This window comes from Pseudomonas sp. FP215 (genome assembly GCF_030687795.1).
Classification (GTDB): Bacteria; Pseudomonadota; Gammaproteobacteria; order Pseudomonadales; family Pseudomonadaceae; genus Aquipseudomonas; species Aquipseudomonas salmasensis.
Window position 1 is genome coordinate 216,230 of record NZ_CP117447.1, and the last position, 22,597, is coordinate 238,826.

Genomic DNA, 22,597 nt, shown 5'->3' on the forward strand with positions numbered 1-22,597 from the left:
AATGTGGGAGGGGGCTTGCTGCTAAAGCTTTTTGTAGGAGCGAGCTTGCTCGCGAAAAACTCACAGGCACCGCGTTTATCCAGCAAGCACGCGTTATCGTTGACGTTCTTCGCGAGCAAGCTCGCTCCTACAGTAATCCTGTTTCGGCTGACCAAAAGGAGTTCGCCCACTATATGGCCGTTCCAGACGACTCACCCAGCGACGAATCGCTGCTGGCCCGCTACCGAACCGGTGACGCTGCCGCCTTCGAAGCCTTGTACACGCGCCATCGCCAGGGCCTGTACCGCTTCCTCGTGTCCCTGTGCAACAAAGCCGAACTGGCCGAAGAAATCTACCAGGACACCTGGCTCAGCCTCATCCGCAGCACCACCCAGCCACAAGGCCGGGCGAGTTTTCGTACCTGGTTGTTCCAGATCGCCCGCAACCGCCTGATCGACCACTGGCGCAAGCACGGCATCCACAACCCGTTGCACGACAGCTACGATGAACAGCTGCACGCCCAGCCCGACCACAGCGCCGGCCCCGAACAACAGCTGAGCCTGAGCCGCGACCAGGCCCGCCTCGACGCCGCCCTGCAAGACCTGCCCGAAGACCAGCGCGAAGTCTTCCTGCTACGCCTGCACGGCGAGCTCGAAGTACCGCAAATCGCCACCCTCACCGGCGCCCCGCTGGAAACCGTAAAAAGCCGCCTGCGTTACGCCCAGCAGAAACTGCGCCGCCTGCTGGCCGAGGAGATACTCGCATGAACGACTCCCGACACACCCCAGACGACGAGATGCTCCAGCACTTTCGTCAACACAGCACGGGCGAACCGCCCGCGTCCCTCGACGCATTCATCCTCAACGCTGCCCGCCGCGAAGCGCCCAAGCCCGCGCCCAACCTGTGGCAGCGCTGGCTGCGTGCATGCCAGCAACCGCGCTGGCAAATGGCATTTGCCAGCCTGGCCGGTGTGGCGTTGCTGGTGGGCGTGATCACGCGCACCCCCGAGTTGGACCCGGTACACAACACACGTCTCGCTGCCCCGGCCGCGTTCTCCGCGCCTGCGCCGATGAGCGCGCCGCCCCGTGCCGAGTCCTACAGTGCCGAAATGAGCAGCGATGCCTTGCCCCAAGGCAAGCTGGCCAAGCGCGCTGCGCCGCAACCTCTTGAGCTTGGCTTGCAGGAAGTAGCGCGCCTGCGCGCGGCAGGGGATGAGGCCGCAGCGACGACCAAACTTGCCGAGTTGCAAAAGCGCTTCCCTGGGCAAAACCTGGAAGAACGCCTCAAAACCTTGCCGCCGCACTGACCCCGTGGCGATGGTATCGCGCGATACCATCGCCGGCTTGGCGGCAACGGGTCATAAGCATATGAATTTATATTCAGTTGCAGGGGGAGTAATTGCTGCTAGTTTAATCAGCGAAAGACGTCATTGTTCCTGCTGGCCAACAGAGCGGGTCATGTTTTCATTGGATGAAAAGTTGCAAGCGGACTTCAAGGATTAAAGTCTTCTCAGCATTCGCTACATGGCCACTGGGAAATAGCTCTACCTGTTGGAAGTCCATTCAATTGGATTAATGAACGGTACCTGATATGACGGCGACGCTGAATTACTCACTTGCACAGGCAATACCTGAACTGCAACAACCCTTGGATATCTTCGAGCTGAAAGAGTCCAATGTACGCTCTTATTGCCGGGACTTTACCGATACGTTCAAAACCGCCGAGGGATCAACGCTGACCAGTGAACAAGGTCAGCTTTTCATCGACTTTTTCAGCGGTGCCGGTGCCTTGAACTACGGGCATAACAACCCGGTATTAAAGGCCGCGCTGCTCGACTACATTGCGCACAATGGCATCACTCATGGCCTGGACTTCAAGACCACCGCAAAGAAAGCCTTTCTCACTGCATTCGAAGCGCAGGTGCTCGCGCCGCGCAACCTGCGTTACAAAGTGCAGTTTCCTGGGCCCACCGGCACCAATGCGGTAGAGGCCGCGATCAAGCTGGCGCGCAAGTACACCGGGCGCCAGAACATCGTAGCCTTCACCAATGCCTTCCATGGAATGTCCCTGGGCAGCCTGGCCCTGACCAGCAACCCGCGTAAGCGGGCCGGGGCGGGCGTTACCCTCAGCAACGTCACCTTCATGCCCTACGATGGCTACTTCGGCGACGAGGTGGACACCTCGCTGTACTTGGCCACTATGTTGCGCAGCGGCAGTGGCATCGACAAACCAGCGGCCATCGTGCTGGAAACCGTGCAAGGCGAGGGCGGCGTCAACAGCGCCTCGGCTGCCTGGGTGCAAGCCGTGCAGCGCATCGCCCAGGCCCATGACATTCTGCTGATCATCGATGACATCCAGGCGGGCTGCGGGCGCACGGGTGACTTCTTCAGCTTCGAAGCCCTGGGCGTCACCCCGGACATCGTGACCTTGTCTAAGTCCATCAGTGGTTATGGCTTGCCCATGTCGCTGGTATTGCTGGCGCCTCACCTGGACGTGTGGGAGCCGGGAGAGCACAACGGCACATTTCGCGGTAACAACCTGGCGTTCGTTACCGGCAAGGCGGTAATCGACCACTATTGGAGCGACGCAGGCTTTACCCGGGCGCTCAAGGCCAAGGCGGGCGTGCTGCATGAGGCCTTGCAGGGCTTGTCCACAGGCTTCGCCGCCAAGGCGCCCAACCGCCTGAAGGGGCGCGGATTTTTCAGGGGTATCGAGTTCGAGGATGTAAGCCTTGCGCAGAAAGTCGCTGCGCGTGCCTATGCCCACGGGCTGATCATTGAAACCTCCGGCATTGATAACCAAGTGCTGAAGTTTCTTCCGGCCCTGACCATCACGGCTGCGCAGATCTCCCAAGGCGTGCAGATTCTGGAGCAGGCGTTTGCCGAGGTGACCACACCATGAGCGATGCAGTTTTTACTCGACATGCGTCCCTCGATGACGCCGCCGCCATCGCGCCGTTGTTGGACAAATACCGCGAGTTTTATGGTGAGGCATCCGACCTGACCCGCTCGACGGCCTTTATTCAACAACGCTTCTATTTAGGCGAGTCAATTATTATCGTCGCGCTGGTAAACAATGAAATCATTGGGTTTACACAACTGTTCCCGAGTTTTTCCAGTGTCACGTTAGAGCGCCTGTGGATACTTAATGATTTATATGTTGAGGCGTCCAAACGCAGGGCGGGGGTTGGCCCAATGTCATCAACTTAAGCCCCCAGCCCTGGCCGGGGCAAGAAATCCCGGGGCTTGGACGCGCGGTTGCAGCAGTGCCTTCACTGGTTTTGCTCCCCAGTTCAGCGCATGTGCGACCCAGACGCCAGCTTAATGGATGCCGGTTCGCCTCGGCGGGCGGGATTTCTCGTTTTCCGGGCGAGCGCGTGCCGGCCGCTGTCTGGCCAGCTTTTTTGCGGTGCAGTTCGGGTGCTGCTTGTTCTTAGCGCGTCGGTTTGTAGCCCTCGCAGCCGCGACTGGCCAGGCGCATACGCTGGCGCGGGAAGCTGCGGCCCGGGCGCACAGCGCTGAGGCTGTTGGCCATCAACTCCATCACGTTGGCCAGCCCCTGCACACCGGGGCGTACCAGCAGGTCGACCAGGGTGTTCTTGAGGCGTGACACCCCTTGGGTGAAGTTGACCTTCCAGCGCAGCTTGCGGCCTTTGTGGCGCTGCTCGATGACCGGTTGCAGCAGATGTTGCATCAGCAGCGCTAGGTTTTTCAGCAGTTGCCCGGCATGAAAGTCCTGCTTCACGGCCGTCACGCTACGGCCGCTAAAGTTGTCGAGGCAGAGGGTCTGCTTGAGGCGGCGGTAGTCCGTTTCGATGCCCCAGCGGCGGTGGTAAAGATCCGCGAACACCTCGGCCGGGAAGGCCTGTCGATCCAGCAGGGAGGTCAGCAGCACTTCGCTTTCACCGCTGGCTAGCTCGACCCGGATCAGGCGCAATTCGACCCGGCCCGCGGGATCGACGCCGGCCTCGGTACAGAACAGGCGCGCCTCGGGATGACTGGCAGAGAAGAACTGCGTGTCTTCTGTCTGCCCCGAGCGGAGAAACTGTTTGACCTGCGCGTTGTAGCCACACGGCAGGCGCATCAGGAAATGTCGCCGGTGCTGCTCGAACAGCGCAAACAGCCAGTGTCCGGGGTAGCCGCGATCAAACAACGTCAGGCTGTCAGCGGGCAGATGCTCGAGGTGCAGATGGGCGCAATCGCGCTCGCCGACTGCGGATGGCACGATCAGGCTGTGTAGCGTCTGGCCGTCGGCGACGTCGTAGAGCATGGACAGACGGGCAACGGGAAACTCGCTATGGCAGCCGAAAAAGCGCGTCATGACCGACTCCAGCGGTAAATGGACGGTCGAGCCGTCCACGGCGAGTACCCGTAACCCGCGCCACGTCTGGCGCAGCCCGAGGCTGTCGAGCTGTTGCTGAAGGGTTTGGTTGAGGCTCTCGAAGACCTCGGGCTTGAGCTTGCCGCGCGCCTTGCTGAAGGCCTGCGCGGTGACCACCTGGGTCTCGGCCGAGGCCTGGTTGAGCACGCGATAGAACTGATCGAGCTCGGTTTGCAGGGCGGTGCGTGGCTGATTGAGCAAAAACAGGACGAGGTTCTTGAAGGTCAGTTGGCGTCGGCGGGTAAAGTCGTGAGGGCGCTGGCGGTGGGTATCGATGAAGTCGGGACAATCGAGCTGACTGGTTATTTTTTGTACAATTTTCAAGCCAGGGTTTGCTGGGCGGTGTCAAACGGTGTGGAATGAGGGGCCAAAAGGGTTTCTCCTATGCGCTGAATTTAGCGCTAATTATATGATATTTATAGGAAAAATTCCTTAAGTTGATGACATTGGGGGTTGGCCTGGCCTTATTGAATGCGGCCAAGACGTTCGCGGAAACAACCGGCGCCAAACAGTTGTTCATTGAGGGCGCGGACGATAACCCAAAGGCTCGAAACTTATACACGCGCTTCGGGTTTATCGAAAACACGGCGTATCACTATTACCATCTTCCACTGAAGCCAATCCAGGGATAGGAGCTTTTCCATGTCAGACACTGTTTTCGATATCGTAGGTATTGGTTTTGGTCCCTCCAACCTGGCGTTGGCTATCGGGCTGCAGGAGTCGGCTTCAGCGCTGACCTATCGGTTCCTCGACGCCAAGCCCACCCCCGACTGGCAGGATGAAATGCTGCTCAGCGGCTCGGACATCCAGAACAACCCCTTGCGCGACCTGGTCACGCCGCGCAACCCGCGCAGCCACTATGGGTTCGTCAATTACCTGAAAGAAACCGGGCGCCTGTTCGATTACCTCAATCTGCCGCTGACATACCCGTTGCGGCGTGAATATGCCGAGTACATCAAATGGGTGGCCGGGCATTTTCTCGCCAGTGTTGAATCCTCAGCGTTCGCCCACCGGGTCGAGCCGTTGCTATTCAAAGGCGAGCAGGTGTGGAAGGTGACCTATAACGACCAAAGGGTCATCTACGGGCGCAGTCTGGTGCTGGGCACCGGGCGCACGGCGAATATACCAGCGGTGTTCGAGGGCCTGACCGGCCCTCGGGTGTTCCATCTCAATCACTACTTGGAGCGTCTCAACCAGCTGCCCCAGAGCGTGCAGCGCATCGGGGTGGTGGGGTCCAGCCAGAGCGCCGTGGAGATTGTGTTCGACCTGACCGCCAGGTTCCCGGACAAAGAGATTTACTCGCTGCACCGCAGCTTCAGCTTCCGCCTCAAAGACACCAGCCCATTCAGCGACAAGGTGTATTTTCCGGAATTTATCGACTACTACTTCAACCTGCCGCCCGAGGCCAAGGCGCGGGTGGACAAGCAACTGCGCGGCACCAACTACAGCTCGGCCGATGAAGACGTGATCAACGCGCTATACGTGCGCATCCATGAGGAAAAACTGCAGGGCAAACAGCGTATCCACATTCTCAACAACATCGCCATCGAGCAGGCGCAGATCAACGCATCAGGGCAGGTGGAGCTGGCGCTCAAAGAGGTCAACCAACTGACCCACTCGACCCTCGCGTTGGATGCGCTGGTGCTGGCTACCGGTTTCAAGGACATTGCCGCCAAGGAAAATGGTGAACTCTATCCACCGCTGTTGGCGCCTTATCACGCCCGGTTCCGAGCGGACACTCATGGCGCGCTGGTGGTGAACCGCGATTACAGCCTGACGGCGCTGGATGAATTGCCTGCCGTGTTCCTTAACGGCTTATGCGAAAGCTCCCATGGCCTGGGTGACGCCGGCTCATTCAGCCTGATTTCACTGCGGGTCGAACATATCCTCGCGTCCCTGGAGGCAAAGCTCGCGCAGGCCGAGGCTCCGTTGCACGCACTGGCCTGATCGGCTCTCGGCAGCGGCCTGCGCGGTCCGCTGCCTCATACAAGGAGTTCCCATGTTTACAGCAGCATTGATCTACATCCTGGCGGTGATAAGCCCGGGCCCCAACTTCATCATTGTCAGCCGCTTCGCCTCGCTGGGCTCGGTGTCGACCGGCATCGGCGCGACCCTGGGCATCTGCACGGTCGGGGTGTTTTTCTCGACGATTTCGTTGCTGGGCCTGGCGGCTTTGTTGCACCAGTACCCGGCGTTTTCCAAAGTCGCCACGTTATGCGGTTCGGCGTACCTGCTGTACATCGCGTACAGCATCATCAAAAGCGTGCTGGCCAAGAACACCGGCACGGCCGAAAGCACCGCACCGGGCGCGACCAGCTTCGCCAAGGCCTACCGCGTGGGGGTGATCACCAATATCAGCAACATGAAAACCATCGCTTTCATGATCAGTATCTATGCCGGCTTTCTCTCGGTGCCGCGCTCGGAGATCGACAAAGTGCTGGTGGTGATGCTGTGCTCGACCCTGGAAGTCATCTGGTATTCAGTGGTGGCGCTGCTGTTCGGCCAAGGTCCGATCAAGGCGCTGTTCCTCAAGTACACCCGGCAGATCGACGTCGGGCTGGCCGTATTTCTGGTGGCGTTCTCACTGAACAACGCCATTCCTGTGCTGATCGCCAGTCGATGAGGTTGGGTCATGGAATGGAACGCGTTGCTCAAGGATGTGGGGGTGCGCTTCAAGCATCGTAGTTGGTTGTTGATTGACCTGAAGCCGGAGGCGTTGGTGCTAAGCGATTCAACGGGGGAACTGACGAGGGATTATCCGGGGGTGACGTTGATTTTGGACTGCTGCCTTGAGGGCATTTTCCAAGTGATCGACAGCTTTGGGCCGGGTATCAATTACGCAGCATCACTGCAGGCTGTTCGGCGCAGGGCTTACTCCGTGCCGGTCGCGTTAGCCAGGGAGGTGGCTTTTCAAGATTTCAAATGGGCGTGCTGAAGACCCATATAAATAGCCCCCGGTCGTTGGCCTGGGGCTTTCTTATAACCTGCCGTGAGCCCGGTACCAGGCCACCGTGTCCGTGAGGGTCTGCTCCAACCCGCGAAAACTCAGCCCCAGTTCCTCTTCACTTTTGCGGTGGTCAAAGCGGGTACGGTGCTCCTCGCGTATCAACAGCCGTAACGTTGCCATGCTCAGCAAGATAGGCTTGCCGGTCAGGTACGCGTAGGCCTCTTGCACCGCTGCCAACAGGTACAGCGCGGGCAGCGGCAGTTGGCGCGAGGGAACCTTGACCCCAGCAATACGCCCCAGCACCGGCATCAGCTGGCGCATGGTCAAGTTGCGACCGGCCGCGAGATAACGCTCGCCCCGTCGCCCGCTTTGGGCGGCAGCAATGTGCGCCCAGGCCACATCGCGGGCATCGACCAGCGAAAAGGTGCCAGGAATCAGCCCCGGCAACTTGCCGTTGATAACGTCCCGAACCAACTGCCCCGAAGACGTCGGCCCACGGTCACCCGGCCCCCACATCCAACCGGGCAACACCATGCAAGCGTGCATCTGCGGATGGCTTTCAAGAAACCTCAACACCTCCCGCTCAGCCAGGATCTTGCTGCGGTAGTAGTCATCCGCATCGGCTTCGGCCCGCAGGCACGTCTCGTCGATCGGCGTACCGGGGGCACCGTCGAGCACGGCAATCGACGAAGTATGCACAAACCTTCGCACACCGGCGTCATACGCCTGTTGCAGCAGGGCTCGCGTACCGACGACATTGATCTTTTCCAGCTCCTCCCAATGGCTGCCGCCCTTGTAGTTATCCCGAAAAAACGCCGCGCAGTGAAACACCGTATCGCAGCCTTGCAACGCTGCCGCGAAGGCATCCACATCCGCCATGTCCCCCACCACCTGTTCCACACCCGGCACATCGCCGAACTGCTGAGCGCCCTTGGCCGCCGAGCGCACCAGCGCCTTCACCGCATAACCCCGTGCGACCAGCTCCCGTACCAGGTTGTTGCCCAGCAAACCGGTGGCACCGGTCACAAAGGTGCTGCGCAAGCGATTGGGGTTCGTGTTCATACAGGCCATTCCATTTGTTGAGAAGGCCAGTAGATATACCCGCGAGCCCACGCCGTAAAAACAGCGCCTGCGGCATAATGGCTTTGCACATCTGCACACCAGGGAAGCGCGGAGATATGGCATTGCAGGCAAATTGGGACGATCTTCGACTGCTGCTGGCAGTCTCACGGCGCGGCAGTTTTTTACAGGCAGGCCAGTTACTCGGTATCGCGGCGTCTACCGTCTCCCGCCGCCTCACCCAACTGGAAACCGCCCTGGGCGAACCACTGGTGGAACGCGGCGTGGAAGGCTGCCGGCTCACCTCCCGAGGCCAGGCCCTGGTAGACGTCGCCCTGGCAGCCGAATCCGGCCTGCGCCGCCAGGCCCCCGCCGACGGCACGCCCGCAACCCTCAGCGGCACCGTGCTGTTGAGCGCCGGCGAAGGCTTCTCTGCCAGCGTGCTCGAAGCCGCCAGCCGCTTCACAGCGCAGCACCCAGGCTGCTCCGTAGAACTGCAGGTCACCCCCGACTTCCACAAAATCGTACGAGGCGTAGCCGACATCGCCATACGTACCGCACACCTGGGCGAACCCTCTTTGATCTACCGAGGGCTCGGCAAACTGGACTACGGGGTCTTTGCTACCGCCGAATACCTGCAACGTTTTCCTGCGCTAACTCCCGCCACTGCCGCCAGTATTGCCTTGCTGCCGCCGCTGGACCTGTTACCGCAAATGCGCGCGGCGAAAGCTGCGGGGCTGGATCATGCGCCGATCAGGGTGAGTTCGTTTGCGGTGCAGCTTGAGTCGGTGAAGCGAGGGATGGGTGTGGCGGTGCTGCCGCGTATTTTGGCTACGGGGTTGAGTGAGGTTTTTCAGGAGATAGAACTGCCGGCGATGGAGGTTTATTTGGTTACGCGGCCGCAGGCGTTGAAGCAGGGGCATATTCAGGGGTTTTTTGGGGTGTTGGAGGGGGTGTTGCGCGGTGAAATCTCAAGCCTGGAAAAGCAGCATTCCGGGAATTCATCAAGGCCTTCGTAATCCTCAACCCATCGGGATGTAGGCGCTTAGCCACTCGTAGCAACATCGAGTTGCGCGTGCAAGTGGCTCACAAAAAAGCCCCGGGTCTTAAGACCTCGGGTGTTTCATTCATGTCTGGCTCTACACTTCTGCGGCGATGGTGCTGGCGTCCTTTGACATTTCCAACACACCAATGCGTTCTTGCCATTCCCCGAATTTGACAGGTAGAAAGGACGCATTTGTAATGCGCAGCGCAGCTTCGGTGATATACCTCTACGGCATCAGCTGCATCTGCGACAAACCGTATTCCCCCAACGAATACAGCAACGTCCCATACCCCAGCTGGACGTAGCCAACCCTGTCAGCACCATAATCCCCGCCACCACCTTCCACTTGGACGTTATTTGCCATGGCCTGCACATTCGGTGCGCTGAGGCCCTTTCGCACGGCGTAGTGGTTGTAGAGCAGTTCCCATATCGGACGGGTTTCGCCGCGATGATCGGCCGAGATGACGGTCTGTTTGAAGCTGCTGTTGGGGATGGGGGTAAACGGCACCTCCTGGCCAAGGTTGTACTTGGCCACATACTCGGCGCCCTGCAGCACGCGATTGTTCTGGTAGCCGAACAGGTCGTTGCCCTGGTTCCAGGCCATTTGGCAGAAACTGCCGAGCAGGGCTATGTCGAGCATGGCGTGTGACTGATCACGTCCGCTTTCCTGGACTTGACCGAGGCCATCGCCGTAGAGCTTCCACACCGCGTGGGCGATGGCGCCGTTACCGGTGCCGTGCTTGAAGTAGTCGACGGCCTCGTTGTAGAGATCGCGGCGGTCGGTCAGTACGCCGATGGCCAGCATCGAGTTCATGTTGGCTAGGTCCCAGCTGGCCCCATGATGATCAGGCCGGGCGCCGTCGTGGTTCACCAGGAAGTCATGATTGATGGGGTAGAACACAGTGAGCATCATGCCTTGAAAACGCTGGAAATCTTCCGCCCGCCACTTTGGGTAGCTGCGCAGCAGTTCGGCCGCGTTGGCCAGTTGGTAGCCGTACAAGCCTGCCACCAAAGCTCTGCCGGGCTTGTCTTTGATCGCGGTGAGGGTCAAGGCCCACTGGTTCAAAATACTCACGGCCTTGTCGGCATACGCCGGGTTGTTGGAGATCTGCCAGCGCAGGGCCAGTGCATACGCGGCGGCTGCGTCGTTGAACAGAACACTGTCGTTATTCGGGCCGCCTGAAGTGGGGTACACCACCGGCATCGGGTTGGGCTGCCAGGCTAATGAGGCATGGGGATTGGCGATCAGCTTCTGCCAGCCGGCCAGCCACGGCTGGTTATAGTTGGCCAGCTTCTCGCGTATCCGCGTGAAGTCCTCCCGGGTCTGGAGCAGGCCAGGATGCACGAACGCTTCGGTATGCAGGGTGGGGGAGGCTTGACTGCCGATACTCATCAATAGCGCATAGAGCAGCACGGCTCTTTTGGACAGGTACTTCAAACGGATCATCGTGTGTACGCCCTGATGGGTAGAACCTTGCGCGGTCTGAAAAGCCATTCGCACAGGACCGGAATCTGCCCCAGGGATAGTCCAGATGAAGCCTGCATACCCGGGGCTTGTTGTCAAAACGTGTAGTTGATTGCAAACAGGCCCAAGCCAGCGGTTTCGCGCCTTACCAGCGGGCTGTCGCTGGCCTGGTCAGCGTATTGAGTCAGCGTCAGGCTGGCCAGCGTTGACCAGTGCGCGTCGAAGGTGTGCTGCCAGTTCAAGGCAGCGGAGTAGGCATAGATCCCGGCGTCGGCGGTGTACTTGCTGTAGATCGAGCGTTGGCTCTGAGCCTGGGTGACGCCGAAGAACGTCTGGTTGTAGCGGCTATCGCCGGCATGGGCGTCGATGGCCAGGCTCAGGGTGTCGCGGCTTGTGTGCAACAGTATGCCTTCCAGGCCAAAGCGGTAACGGTTGCCTCGGTGCTCGCCGGCCATGCGCAGTTCGGCTTCGCCGTTGACCGACAGCCAGTCAAGCAGTTGTTGGCTGAGGGTAAAGTCGGCGACGGTTGCGCCGTTGATATCGCCCATACCTCTGAGCTCGTCGCCGCCCGCGCCGGTAGTGCTGTCCTTCTCCTTGCGGCCCATGTCGTAATTGATCGCCGCGCTGGCGCCGAAGCCACTGTCGGATTGAAATTGCAGGCCCACGCCGCGAGTGGTGTCGGCGAACAACGCTCCGTGCTGGATGCTGAGCATCGGCAGTACGAGCGGACGGTAGCGGTTAGCACCCATGTAGCGAGGTGTGACACCCATGCCAAGGCCCAGGGTAACAGTGGTTTCATCGGCTGCCGGGCTAGCGTCGGCCGCCTGAGCCTGGGGCACGAGTGTGCAGCACAGCAGCGTGGCGGCGCCCAACAGGATGTTGCGGGTAGGGGGAGTGGTGAAGTTCATGGTCAAGCCCTTTGAGCGTAAAGAAGACAGCAGTGCGCCTGCCAACGCGCGATACCGTGCCGCCCTCGGATCGAGCTGTTCAGGCACGTTGATAGGCTTGGACAGCGAGGCGGTGATCGACATAGGATCGGCTCGCGAAAGCGGGCGTAGGGCAATACTGGCAGCGCACTTTCAATAAACGGTGCGTAAATTATCAAGGTTTCATCAAGAGGCTTCTTTGTGTCAGGAAAACGTATCCTCATCGTCGAAGACGACGCCGACAGCGCCAACATTCTCGAAGCCTACTTGCTCCGGGATGGCTATGAGGTGGCCCTGGCCGAAGACGGCCAGCGCGGTCTGGACCTGTACAAAAGCTGGCAGCCCGACCTGATCCTGCTCGACGTGATGCTGCCGCGCTTGAGCGGCACCGAGGTGTTATCCGCCGTTCGCCGTAGCAGTGACACGCCGGTCATCATGGTCACGGCCATGGGCGACGAACCGGAAAAGCTCGGTGCCTTGCGTTATGGCGCGGACGACTATGTGGTCAAGCCTTACAGCCCGCGCGAAGTGGTGGCGCGGGTGCACGCGGTGTTGCGGCGCACCACCGGCAACCAACCGGTGGAACACCTGCTGCGCCATGAAAACCTGCGGGTGGATCTTGTTGCGTTTACCGCAGCCATTGAGCAGGGCGAAGCACCACCGCAATGGCTGGACCTGACCCCAACGGAATTCAAGCTGCTGGTGACGTTGCTCAAGACGCCGTCCAAGGCCTTCACCCGTGATGAGTTGCTGGAAATCTGCCTGCCGGAAAGCGAAGCCCTGGCCCGCGTCGTCGACACCCACGTGCACAACCTGCGCCGCAAGCTGGAAAACCACGGCATCACCGGTGTTCTGGTCACGGTGCGCTCCATTGGCTATCGATTCAGGTAACGCACATGCTTGAGCAACCGCGGGTCAACGACAAACCCATGTGGCGCTGGATCGGCCTGCGCATGAGCTTGCTGGCGATCGGCGCGGTGGTGGTGATCTCGGTGTGCATGTGGATCAACGTCACACTGTCGGACTGGTATTTTGTGCAGCATCTGCCGCCGGGGCCGCGTGAGGAGCTGCTGGCGTTGCGCGCGGAGCCAGAGCTCAATGAGGCACGCTTGCGTCAAGTGGTTGCCCAGTACTATCCGCTGGACTATTTCCAGCCGGCTATCGCCAATCGCGACTGGCTGATACTGATCGGCCTGGTGCTGGCCGCGATCCCTATCATCATTGGCTTCGGCCTGTGGTTTTCGCGGCCCTTGTCCAGCCAGTTCTCGGCGATTGCCCAGGGCGCCCGGCGAGTCGCCGGCGGTGATTTCCTGACGCGCCTGCCGGTGCACCGCGACGCGCCCGACGAGCTGCAACGGCTGGTCAGCGACTTCAACAGCATGACCACGCAACTGGAGCGCTATGAGCGCGATGTGCGTGAATCCAGCGCGGTCATTGCCCACGAACTGCGCACACCCTTGAACGCCGCCATGGGGCGCGTGCAGGGTATGCTCGATGAGGTATTCCCCAGCGATGCCATGCAGTTGGGCATGGTCAAGCGTCAGCTCGATCAACTCAGAAAACTGGTGGATGACTTGCACCTGTTGTCGATGGCTCGTGCTGGTCGGCTGGTGCTGGAGTGCAGCGAGTTTTCTCTGGCGGCTCTGGTGGCGGAGCGGTTGGCGTGGTTCCAGCCGCAGTTGGATGAGGCTTGCGTGCTGACGCAGGTCAGTATTGCTGATGGGCTTCGTATGCACGCCGATCGTGATCGCCTGGGCCAGGTGATCAACATTCTGGTCGATAACTTGCTGCGTTATGCGGCCGGGGGAGGCGAGTTGAATATAACGGCGCGCCGGGTTCACGGTTCGGTGGTGATTGAAGTCGGTGACCGAGGGCCAGGTATCGAAGCCCAGCATCTGGACAGCGTGTTCGACCGCTTCTGGCGTGCAGAGCGCTCCAGGGCACGTTACTCGGGGGGGAGCGGGCTAGGCTTGTCCATCGCCCGTGCGATCTGCCAGGCCCATGGCGGTACCATTACTGCCCGCAATCTGGTCGAAGGCGGTACGCTCATCAGGGCAGAGGTTCCTGTGTAGGCGTTTCTTCTTTGCTTGAGACCGGCGCTCAAGGCGGTGAAATCGTAATGATCGTAGAGCTGGAAAACTGCTTGGGAAAAAGGGGGGAGAAAAGGGGATTTATTTTCACCTCTACTATCCCGACGCGACTCAACACTCTCTCACCACCCACCAAACCAAAAACAAAAAAGCCCCAGATCTCCCGACCTGAGGCTTTTTCATTTCATATCTGGTGCACCCGGCGGGATTCGAACCCACGACCCCTGCCTTCGGAGTCCTAAAAGTCGACGTTTAGAATCAGCACGTTAGCGCGGATTAGCAGGAAAATCAAAGGGTTGTGGCAGCTGTGGTTAGCTGGTTTTCGTCCCTGTTAGCGGGGCGAGAGTGGCAAATTTGTGGCATCCAGATCAGTCGCTAAGCCTCTCCACGAACCAAATCGACTGAGCTCACCCAAAAAAGTAGTCAGTAATGAAGGGCAGTAAGCGGCCAAATCAGGTCATTCGACTGGGTTACGAATCTTGGGAAGATTCACTTATCTCTGTGGGGCCTGGTAGACAGGGCCTTTACCGCAGGCTAAAGGTCCGCGATGATGTCAAATCGCCGTGATTAAACGTTCACGCCAGAACTGGCGATGATGATAATCATTACCTATTAGTGCTTGTAGGTTTTTATAGTTACGCCACGGTGAAAATACAACGGTCTACAGTGTGAATTTGTAGAGATGTGAAGGAACGATGGGCACTGGTCGTGCGATGCACGCTATGGAATGTAATAATGAATTTGAATATATCAAAAGGGCAATTGAATTTTTGGCTCCCAAAAGCTCTCGAGGGGGAGCAAGGCAAAGTTGATAGCGAATTTCTACATACCTTATGGCAGCGATATCCAAAAAGTAGTGCAAAAATAAGATCGCTGATTAAGGACCTGTCTGCTGTAACATTGAGCCCTAAAGATTCGGCAATTGACAAGCTTGCAGAGTTGGTCGTTGATCCATCGTTCTTTAGTCGTTGGCTAACTCAAGATAAAAAGCCTTATCCTTCATTGCTCGCTATCATATGGGCATATTTTGAAGGAAACGACCCCAGTTTAGGTTTTGAAAATTTAAAAAAGATAGGTTTTTTTGTTCCTTATAAATCTATAAAAAATAAATATTTACCCGAACTTAGCAAGGTTCCGGATCTGATTCGGCTTATAGAAAACTCTAAACTTGAAAATCGTTACAAGTCGTTGTTTATATGGAAGATGTTGACAGACTCAATAATCGGACAACAAACTCATCCGGGAGAGTTTGCAATCCAGGAATTTTACAAAAAATTTGTTTTGGCCCTAGAAGAGAATGGCTTTAGCCATCTACTAGTTGGGGCGTATGAGGCGAAATGGACGCATAGTGAGTCTGTTCGTTTGGAGCAAAGCTTTTTTGATGTGTTGACAGAAGTAGGTGGTGCCTCTCTAGCCTATCAAGAAGAACCTATAGCTCAAATCACTCAACGCTGCGAAATTGGAGAACGGTTCTTAGCGTCTTTAAAAGAGCTAGAGCAAAAAGTTGATAAATATAGTGCAAGCTCTACCATTTTAATATCAAAAATCAAGTCCCTGGCAAGCGAAGATGATCCATCTTTGACCCTGAGACAGATAAGAGATAGCTCCATAGCTCTAGAGGATCTTTGCTCTGAAGTTAAATCAGACGCGGTTGATTTACTTGATAAAATCGATGCTAGCTTAAACCTGGAAATAAAAAAGTTAGGAGCGAGCGTTGAGTATAAACAGAGGGAAAGGTTTTCATTCGTTTCAAGTGTTCAGTGGTTTGAGAATGTTTCATATAAAATAGAGTTCAACTCTGAAGTGTTTCTAATGTTAAGGGGGATGGATAACGTAGAGGTACTTTCTAGAGTTTCCATGGAAAACATATCCTCAAACACGGTTTATAAATACGAAGATCTCAAGGGTTCGGCTGAGTACTTGGTTGAAACGTATGAGCAAATTGTATCTGGATTTGCAGCTGAAAAAGAATTTATTGAAGCTATAAGATATAATTATTCTAATCTTTGTTGGAACGTCTATCAAGATTCTACCTTAAGTAACGAAGCTTGGTTGTTTTTGGCGGAGTACTATCTATTTACTGGTGAGTTAGGGGTAAAGCTGGGCATACTTGCGCAGCGCACATTTGAGGCGGTTTCTCTAAAGCTTGGCAATCTCATTAGCAGGAAGTTACATTTATCTGATGCATCCACTATAACCGAATGCGTATGCACTTTATCCTGGCTTACACTTGGGCAGCAAGAGCAACTAGCACGGATGCACCCCTCCCTGAAAACTTTGGTTGCGCTCACTCAGATGGATGCGTATTTGAAGTCCCTAAGCCAGGGGATGGATTCTTACATATACTGGAGTACCAGCCCTCTTGGAGATATTTCTAATAATCATTCGAGTTTGGCTGTTAGGAATTTTTTCAAATCTATTTATGATATTGTCTCTACTCCTTCAGTAGAGCCATTAAATTCACAGACCCTGGCCCTGTGTGTTTCTGGTGTTCAAATTGGAAATGCAAGAATACAAGACGAGAAAACATCTTTAGACTCTTTCATAGAGGAATTAAGAGGAATTCTAGATTTTAGAACGAAAGGGGGTAGAACCACGTATGCCCATATTTGGCAGGCAGCATATGATGAGATATTTGCGCCGCTCCTTGAGGATTTAACTTCAAATGGAGTAAAAGGTTTTCTTGCGCGGTATGAAGGCTTAATCGCTGATTTTGAAGTGGAGTACTATATTGATGGCTGGAAGGCAGAAATTCCAGATCATCTGAAAAAGAATTCTGAATATGATAAATTTATTAGAAATCAAGTATCTTTAAAGCTATCAGAAATACAGGGTTGGGTTAATATTTATAGATCGGTTACCCAAAAAGCGCAGCTTCGTAAAGCTGATCCTCTTGTTGTACTAAAGTCAAATATTGGAGTTGTTTTTAAGTCCTCTGAGCATGACTGTGCGATCGTTCGAGGATGGCTTGAATCCAAGACGACAGAGCAAAAATTTAGGTCTAATAGTTATGTATGCCAAAACCGAAACTGGAGTGCGGACCTTGCATGTATTGCAGACTTCAAAGAGGTTGATGCACTACACCCCAGAGCATTTTCTAAGGTTGCGGATGTGGCTGTAACCTATGAAGAAATTTATACTGATGATCTGGTTGCAGGATTTGGATTTGGTACGACTGAGTATCTTTTAGATATCTATGCAACTAATAGTCTGTTCGAAGGTTACGCCGCAGTTGCAAACGACACCAGCGAGGAGGTTTCGCCTTCGTTGGATCGTGAAGTTGAAAGGCTCATTGAAGAACTCACGCTGGAATTGACTCAACGAATAGCAGCGCTTGAGGGGATGAGTGAAAACGCTGCTTTAGCAAAAGCACTATCAGCCGCTCAACTTTATTTAGACAACCAGCAATGGCGCCTCGCGGAAAAAGCGCTTTCAAATGCTGAACTTATCGCGCTAGAAATAAACGAGAGCAGTAAGGCGCTGGAGGAGCGTACGTTTCTGCTGCACAAAATTGCCAAGCTCGGTGGACATAGTCCAGCGTTGGCCGATGCAGATAATATGGGTTTAAACAAGCTTCTGAAACAACTCCAAGATCGCTATAAAGAACAGCGAATGCATGTGCAAGTTTTAGAAAGGCTTCTAAGCCTAAGTGGTTCTGAGTTTGATGCCCAGCTACAAGACTGTATTAATCATCTTGATTGCGTAGAGCGCTATCCCAGCGCTGTATCTTCTGGTTTAGTTGCGTATTATCTTGAGCAGGCAATTGATCCTATTTGCAGTGAATTGAGTAGGAGTCGTACGTTACTAGCCACGTACGTGTCTCAGCTCAGAAAGCTCGGAAAGATATTGCTATTGAATATTAGAAATGATGATAAAATTTTTGAGGAGCATTCGAATTTAATATCTATACTAGTTGATACTGCTGAACAATGGCAGCGAATATCTTCTGAAGGAAAGGCGGGGGTCGATAAGATTCTACAAGTTTTTGTAGAGAGAGGTTTCGTTGAAACAGAGGCGATGGAAACTGATCATACCGAAATCGCAGAGCTAGCACCTACTCAAAAAAAATCAATTAAAGTTGAGGATGAGAATTTTGAAGTTCTCTTGGTTAAGGCTAAACAAGTCGCTGATGCTCTAGATACGAGTGGTCCGACTCTAAAGTTAGATATCGCAAGTCTCATAAATCATAAGTCTTGGGATGCAGTTGCTACGTGCTCACTGGCGAAGCTATCAGAGAGTAAGTTTACATCTTCCGAGGATCTAGCTAACTGGGCTGTCAGTTCGGCTTTATCTGCGGTGGATATACTTAGCACAACCGAGCTCTCTTACACGCTAAGAATGATAAACGGGAAGGTCAAATCTTCAGTAGTAAGGTATTTGCATCAAGAAAAATCAATGCGAGCACACGTGGGGGATCTTGTTGCTCGCTTAATTCGTGATATGGCCTACATAAATGATCTAAGTTTTGAAAAGAATAATGGTAACTCTTCACTTGAAGCGTTGCAGTCATTGCAGGCCAACATGAGCTCTTCGGTGATGCACCAAAATAACTTCAGGCTTTGTTTTGAAGTGGATGTTTTTGAGACAATAGGTCTCAAGGCTTTTTGGGAGAGATTTGCCGGCGATCAAAAACAAGCAGAGGCTCGTGCAATTTTAATGTATCTCGCTTGGAGATTTCACTCTCCTCGCGCACTTGCTTATTGCTTAACTATGCCGCCGATAGAGTTAGAGAAAAGAAAAGCTGAGGCATTAGCAAGCGTTGCAGAAGATGCACTCGTAAGTGGGAATGGTGACTTGCTTCAAGGTTTTTTTGACCTGAAGAAAAGTATTCAGGCTAAGCCTTTTCAGATATTTGCCGATCTCGTCCTAAGCAATTCAATATCACACAGTGAAAACGCTGCCAAACTGACTCTACTAGGTGGATTGGAACGCCATGGCGATGGCACTTTACGGAGTGTGCTACGAATAGAACCTAGGCGGGTTGATAGCCCTGATAGCATCACTTTAAAATTGCCAAATAATTGCCCTGTACGCTTTTCAAATGGAACCTCTACGGAAAAGTTGAGCGGTCCCTTCTTTGTAGACTCGTCTCTACCAGTATCATTTAAGTTGATGGATGAGTTTGCATCTAAGTTTAGTGTTGAACTTGAATGCTCCGTTGTGTCTTTAACTGGCGTGTCTTCAAGTTTTAGCCAAACAGTTGAGTTCTCAATTTTTGGGGATGATGAATTTGAGCCACTTTCTGCTGATGAAATAGATGATGCGTTTGATAATTTTCCTGATGTACATATGCGCGGTGATAATTATGTTTCGCGTGTTATCGATGAGCAAAAAATTGAGAAAGCGCTATTTAGAAGTAAAACTGTTCGTAGCGTCTGGATTTCCAGCCCGAGGAGATCTGGGAAAACTACAATGCTCTATAGAATCCTGGACGCCTTTTCGCATAAGGTTAATCGAGATAATTTAGTTGTGTATTTGACTCTTGACGAAGCGTTTGCTGATAGTACGTCATTCAATCGGTGGATTTGGAGGCGTCTGCGCACATTTAATCCTAATAAGGAGTTGCGTGAGCTTTACGAGGATTTCGAGGCTATTGGGCGTGATCTCCCGTTTGACTCTGATGCTGGAACGTTTATTGGAGAGCTGTCAGATCGATTGCTAAGTTTTAGAGAGCCGGGCACTCGTATAATATTTTTGATAGATGAAATTGATCGCTTTGCCGCCATGTATTTTGAAGGTGGAGTTAAAAAAAATACTGCTATTGATATTCTTTGGCAAATTAGGCATACAGTAACCGATAGGCGCGATATAGGATTGGTTTTCGCCGGTTCTTCCGCAGCTAAACAAATATTTATTACCGATGCTGAATCGCCATTTTACAATAGTATTGACCATTTAGAGTTGACCCCTTTTTCTTGCAAAAATAAGGTCCTGGAGGACGCTGCGCGGCAAATAGTAGAGCCACGTAAGGTTCGAGCTAAATATGAGTTTCCGAGAGATACCTTGGAACACCTGATATGGGTATGCGCAGGTATTCCTTACTATATGAAGCTCGTAGCAGGAGCGACGTTCGCGCGGGCTAAGCAAACACATATTCTACGGGCAGATGTAAATGAAGGGCTACGCGCACTTTTAGCAAGGGATACAGGAATCTCTAAGTTGGATGATATGGGAGGCGATCCCGGATCAGATGATTTGAGAACAACTATATCTATTGAAAAGAGCGAAGAGGCCATTCTAGCTAAAGCGGTACTCTATTCTTTTGCCGACCTTCACAGTCCTATAAGTGGGCATAGAACCTACCGGGGTAAAATAAGCTCCGCTGAGAGTCGTTTGGTGTCTCACTACAATATATCTAAAGCAAAAATTGATAGAGGATTGGATATCTGTATAAGCCTGGGGTTGATTCGATTGATTGAAACGGAGTCCGTTCCGGAAATCGATTTTGTAATTCCAATTTTAGGTGAGTCTCTACGTAAATCGTCTGGCAGGTTGTGGGCCAATATTGATCATGAACTGGCTAAACTGGCCCAAGGAGCGAGCTAAATGTTGCCATCGGCCCAAAAGGTTATTTTGATTGAGGTTATTAAGACCTGGATCTTGCAGCGAAGTAATTATGTGTTGGTATGCCCGCCTATGAATGGTGAGCGTCAAGTTATTGAGTTTCTTACCTCGGAGCGGGCAATCTACGAAGTCATAGGCGATCATTTTCACAAATTAGCAATAGCGAGCTTAGACACAGCCGACTTCAAAACAGAAATGGTATTCGCTAAAAGCGTGGCCAGGAGCTGGGCAGTCGAGGATGAGATTGCTGATGAGCAGGATCCTCGTTCCGTATTGGAGCTAGCTTGTGCTGCGGTTACTAAACAGGGTAGGGTACCTATATTAATAGTGCACCGTTTTCATGAAGCACTTGACAAGCTTGGAGAGGATATAGGTTCTGCTCTTAGAGATTTAGAGCACTCGCATTATCTTAAAACTGTTGTAACTATGCCTGTTTCGCTTACCGTGTTGCGTGAAAGGTGGGAAGCTATGGAGTCTAATAAGGCTCCTTTTCTGGCTTCCGACTGGGGGCAAGGTCATAGAAATAAGGTGTTGAAAGGCTATAGTTTTGCAGAAATAGTTGCTATAGGAATATCCAAAAACATTGATGTCGTCGGCTGTGAGGTTTTATTTAAATCGTCGGGTGGTGTAGTGGGGGTTGTAGACCTTCTTGTGGATGAGGTTTCGGGGAAACGGGGGCGAGGGTTAACTCTGTATTTACAGCAAAGATCGCCTGAGATTTGCAAGCGTCTATTAGACTGGCTTGATCCGATAAATACATCAAATACATATAAAAAGTCTCTTGTTAGCTTGCTCAACTCCAGTTTTTACCCGACTGCGCTAGCTTTCGTTATGGATCACGATTGGAAGCCAATTCTATTAAATAAAGAAGGATCACTCGGTTTTGAAATGCTCGCATGGGCGGCGGCATCTTTAATTGCAAAATCCGCTGATCCGACGTGGTCAAAAACTTTGATGATGCTGTATCAAGATGAAAACTTTGATGCCGCGGTTAATATGATTGAAGTGTTGTACGGTGCTGATAAAATAAATGGATCGTATTGGATTGCGCTCAGGGATCTGACTCTTTTCTGTAAATTTACGAATGACGTTTTTTCTAACTCTGATCAATGGGCTGCAGCCAGAAGAAAGCTAAATAAACTTTTGAGTTCTAATGCTCTGCCCCAGCAAGTATCTAAGTGCTTTACTAGCTTGGAATGTTGGAAGCCAATATCAGAGCTCTTGTCGGATTTTCTCTCGTGCAAAAAAATTCAACCAGAATTACGTATCGAAAATTTCGTGTGCGAGTCGGGTAAGCGTGAAAATATACTTCCCTTTCTCCAGCTGCTATCTTTGAGACTCGATGCTGCCGAAAGTCACGACACATTTCATGCGCTTCAGTCTGTGATGACAGCTCCAGAAAGTTTATTGCAGGTTTACGCTTTTTTTGAGTTGAATATTTGCTTTTGGAAGTTTCCTGGTCTCTCAGGTGATATGGATAAAAAGTTAGTGGAGTTTGCTAAGAAGCCTTACTCGATCAGGCCAGGGCTGCTAGGGTACTCTGATTTAGCGCATTTAATAGCTCTGTACGGCGAGATGGGTAGCGTTCCCAATTGTTTAATCTCAGGAGCGGATGAATTGAGTAACGTGCTATCGAAATACGAAGTGCGCAAAGAAAGTTCTCATAGTACTGCATTTGCCGAGGCCGTTACCTGTCAACAATATCGTGAGTTTTTGGGTGGGCTGATTGAAAGGTACTTTGAGGTTCTATCGATTTCATCAACTAATAAGACACTGATCTCTCCGGTGTCATGTGTCTTGGAATTGTTGATGTACGCTCCTCGTGCTCCAATTGCAGTCAGTATGAGGAGTTAAATACCTGTAGAAAATATTATTTAGGGCTCTATTCGAGCCCTTATTTATATTGGTTTCTAAATAGCCACATTTCTTGTTATTGGTTTTCAAAAGTTACTCTGATCGAGTTATGGCTCTAAAACCCATATCGGTAACTTGTTTGTTAATTGTTTTTGCGTGTGTTCTGTTTGTTTGTCTGGTTGTTTGCTTGTTATGCGATGATAGTCTTGCTGCGTTGTATTTATTGCATTGGCTTTGCTCTGGATTATGACGAGCAGCCTGCATAAATAGGCTGTGTTTTATCTTTGA

General features: G+C 53.2%; 17 protein-coding genes. 13 read left to right on the forward strand and 4 right to left on the reverse strand.

What is annotated here, in order from left to right:
* The first annotated feature begins 173 nt into the window (after window positions 1-173).
* The 4 genes from PSH76_RS00885 to PSH76_RS00900 all read left to right on the forward strand — a co-directional run bounded on the left by PSH76_RS00885 (window position 174) and on the right by PSH76_RS00900 (window position 3,188).
* Window positions 174-746, forward strand: coding sequence for an RNA polymerase sigma factor (locus tag PSH76_RS00885; protein WP_138761795.1), 573 nt, complete (start codon window positions 174-176; stop codon window positions 744-746).
* A complete protein-coding gene (locus PSH76_RS00890) occupies window positions 743-1,285 on the forward strand; it encodes a hypothetical protein (RefSeq protein ID WP_032894208.1) in 543 nt (180 codons plus the stop codon). The genes PSH76_RS00885 and PSH76_RS00890 overlap by 4 nt, the downstream gene beginning before the upstream one ends.
* 341 nt (window positions 1,286-1,626) lie before the next feature.
* Window positions 1,627-2,880 (forward strand): diaminobutyrate--2-oxoglutarate transaminase, encoded by a 1,254-nt coding sequence (gene ectB, locus PSH76_RS00895; protein ID WP_305494430.1) that lies wholly within the window; start codon window positions 1,627-1,629, stop codon window positions 2,878-2,880.
* Complete coding sequence (locus tag PSH76_RS00900) at window positions 2,877-3,188, forward strand: GNAT family N-acetyltransferase (RefSeq protein ID WP_305493455.1); 312 nt, start codon at window positions 2,877-2,879, stop codon at window positions 3,186-3,188. The genes ectB and PSH76_RS00900 overlap by 4 nt, the downstream gene beginning before the upstream one ends.
* 223 nt (window positions 3,189-3,411) lie before the next feature.
* Here PSH76_RS00900 and PSH76_RS00905 read toward each other — a convergent pair whose 3' ends face one another.
* The gene (locus tag PSH76_RS00905) at window positions 3,412-4,683 is read right to left on the reverse strand and encodes an IS4-like element ISPa45 family transposase (RefSeq protein WP_020924943.1); all 1,272 of its coding nucleotides are present in this window, start codon (window positions 4,681-4,683) and stop codon (window positions 3,412-3,414) included.
* A 116-nt stretch (window positions 4,684-4,799) separates the two neighbouring features.
* Here PSH76_RS00905 and PSH76_RS30640 point away from each other — a divergent pair, with 116 nt between their 5' ends.
* Genes PSH76_RS30640 through PSH76_RS00920 form a run of 4 tightly spaced genes read left to right on the forward strand, consistent with a single transcriptional unit; the run spans window position 4,800 to window position 7,294 of the window.
* Window positions 4,800-4,991 (forward strand): GNAT family N-acetyltransferase, encoded by a 192-nt coding sequence (locus tag PSH76_RS30640; RefSeq protein WP_370874656.1) that lies wholly within the window; start codon window positions 4,800-4,802, stop codon window positions 4,989-4,991.
* Between the two features lie 10 nt (window positions 4,992-5,001).
* Window positions 5,002-6,306, forward strand: coding sequence for a SidA/IucD/PvdA family monooxygenase (locus PSH76_RS00910; protein ID WP_305493456.1), 1,305 nt, complete (start codon window positions 5,002-5,004; stop codon window positions 6,304-6,306).
* A gap of 52 nt (window positions 6,307-6,358) precedes the next feature.
* Window positions 6,359-6,982: a LysE family translocator gene (locus PSH76_RS00915; RefSeq protein ID WP_034134590.1), complete on the forward strand. Its 624-nt coding sequence runs from the start codon at window positions 6,359-6,361 to the stop codon at window positions 6,980-6,982.
* A gap of 9 nt (window positions 6,983-6,991) precedes the next feature.
* Entirely contained in the window at window positions 6,992-7,294 is a 303-nt protein-coding gene (locus PSH76_RS00920) for a hypothetical protein (RefSeq protein WP_034134591.1), read from the forward strand.
* 42 nt (window positions 7,295-7,336) lie between these two features.
* Here the strand turns inward: PSH76_RS00920 and PSH76_RS00925 are convergent, their stop codons facing one another.
* A complete protein-coding gene (locus tag PSH76_RS00925; protein WP_305493457.1) occupies window positions 7,337-8,368 on the reverse strand; it encodes an SDR family oxidoreductase in 1,032 nt (343 codons plus the stop codon).
* A gap of 116 nt (window positions 8,369-8,484) precedes the next feature.
* Here PSH76_RS00925 and PSH76_RS00930 point away from each other — a divergent pair, with 116 nt between their 5' ends.
* Complete coding sequence (locus PSH76_RS00930; RefSeq protein ID WP_305493458.1) at window positions 8,485-9,384, forward strand: LysR family transcriptional regulator; 900 nt, start codon at window positions 8,485-8,487, stop codon at window positions 9,382-9,384.
* A gap of 252 nt (window positions 9,385-9,636) precedes the next feature.
* Here the strand turns inward: PSH76_RS00930 and PSH76_RS00935 are convergent, their stop codons facing one another.
* Both PSH76_RS00935 and PSH76_RS00940 read right to left on the reverse strand, forming a co-directional pair.
* Window positions 9,637-10,857 carry an alginate lyase family protein gene (locus tag PSH76_RS00935; protein ID WP_032894204.1) on the reverse strand — a complete coding sequence of 407 codons (1,221 nt, stop codon included), beginning with the start codon at window positions 10,855-10,857 and terminating at the stop codon, window positions 9,637-9,639.
* 113 nt (window positions 10,858-10,970) lie between these two features.
* Window positions 10,971-11,783, reverse strand: a complete 813-nt coding sequence (locus tag PSH76_RS00940; RefSeq protein ID WP_098952580.1) for a MipA/OmpV family protein — start codon at window positions 11,781-11,783, stop codon at window positions 10,971-10,973.
* A gap of 219 nt (window positions 11,784-12,002) precedes the next feature.
* Here PSH76_RS00940 and PSH76_RS00945 point away from each other — a divergent pair, with 219 nt between their 5' ends.
* From PSH76_RS00945 to PSH76_RS00960, 4 genes are all read left to right on the forward strand, one after another.
* Window positions 12,003-12,692, forward strand: a complete 690-nt coding sequence (locus PSH76_RS00945) for a response regulator (protein WP_003187519.1) — start codon at window positions 12,003-12,005, stop codon at window positions 12,690-12,692.
* Between the two features lie 5 nt (window positions 12,693-12,697).
* Complete coding sequence (locus tag PSH76_RS00950; protein ID WP_032894203.1) at window positions 12,698-13,873, forward strand: cell wall metabolism sensor histidine kinase WalK; 1,176 nt, start codon at window positions 12,698-12,700, stop codon at window positions 13,871-13,873.
* Between the two features lie 753 nt (window positions 13,874-14,626).
* On the forward strand, window positions 14,627-20,437 hold the full coding sequence (locus PSH76_RS00955; RefSeq protein WP_305493459.1) for a hypothetical protein: 5,811 nt from the start codon (window positions 14,627-14,629) through the stop codon (window positions 20,435-20,437).
* Window positions 20,438-22,309: a hypothetical protein gene (locus PSH76_RS00960; protein WP_305493460.1), complete on the forward strand. Its 1,872-nt coding sequence runs from the start codon at window positions 20,438-20,440 to the stop codon at window positions 22,307-22,309.
* The last annotated feature ends 288 nt before the right edge of the window (window positions 22,310-22,597 follow it).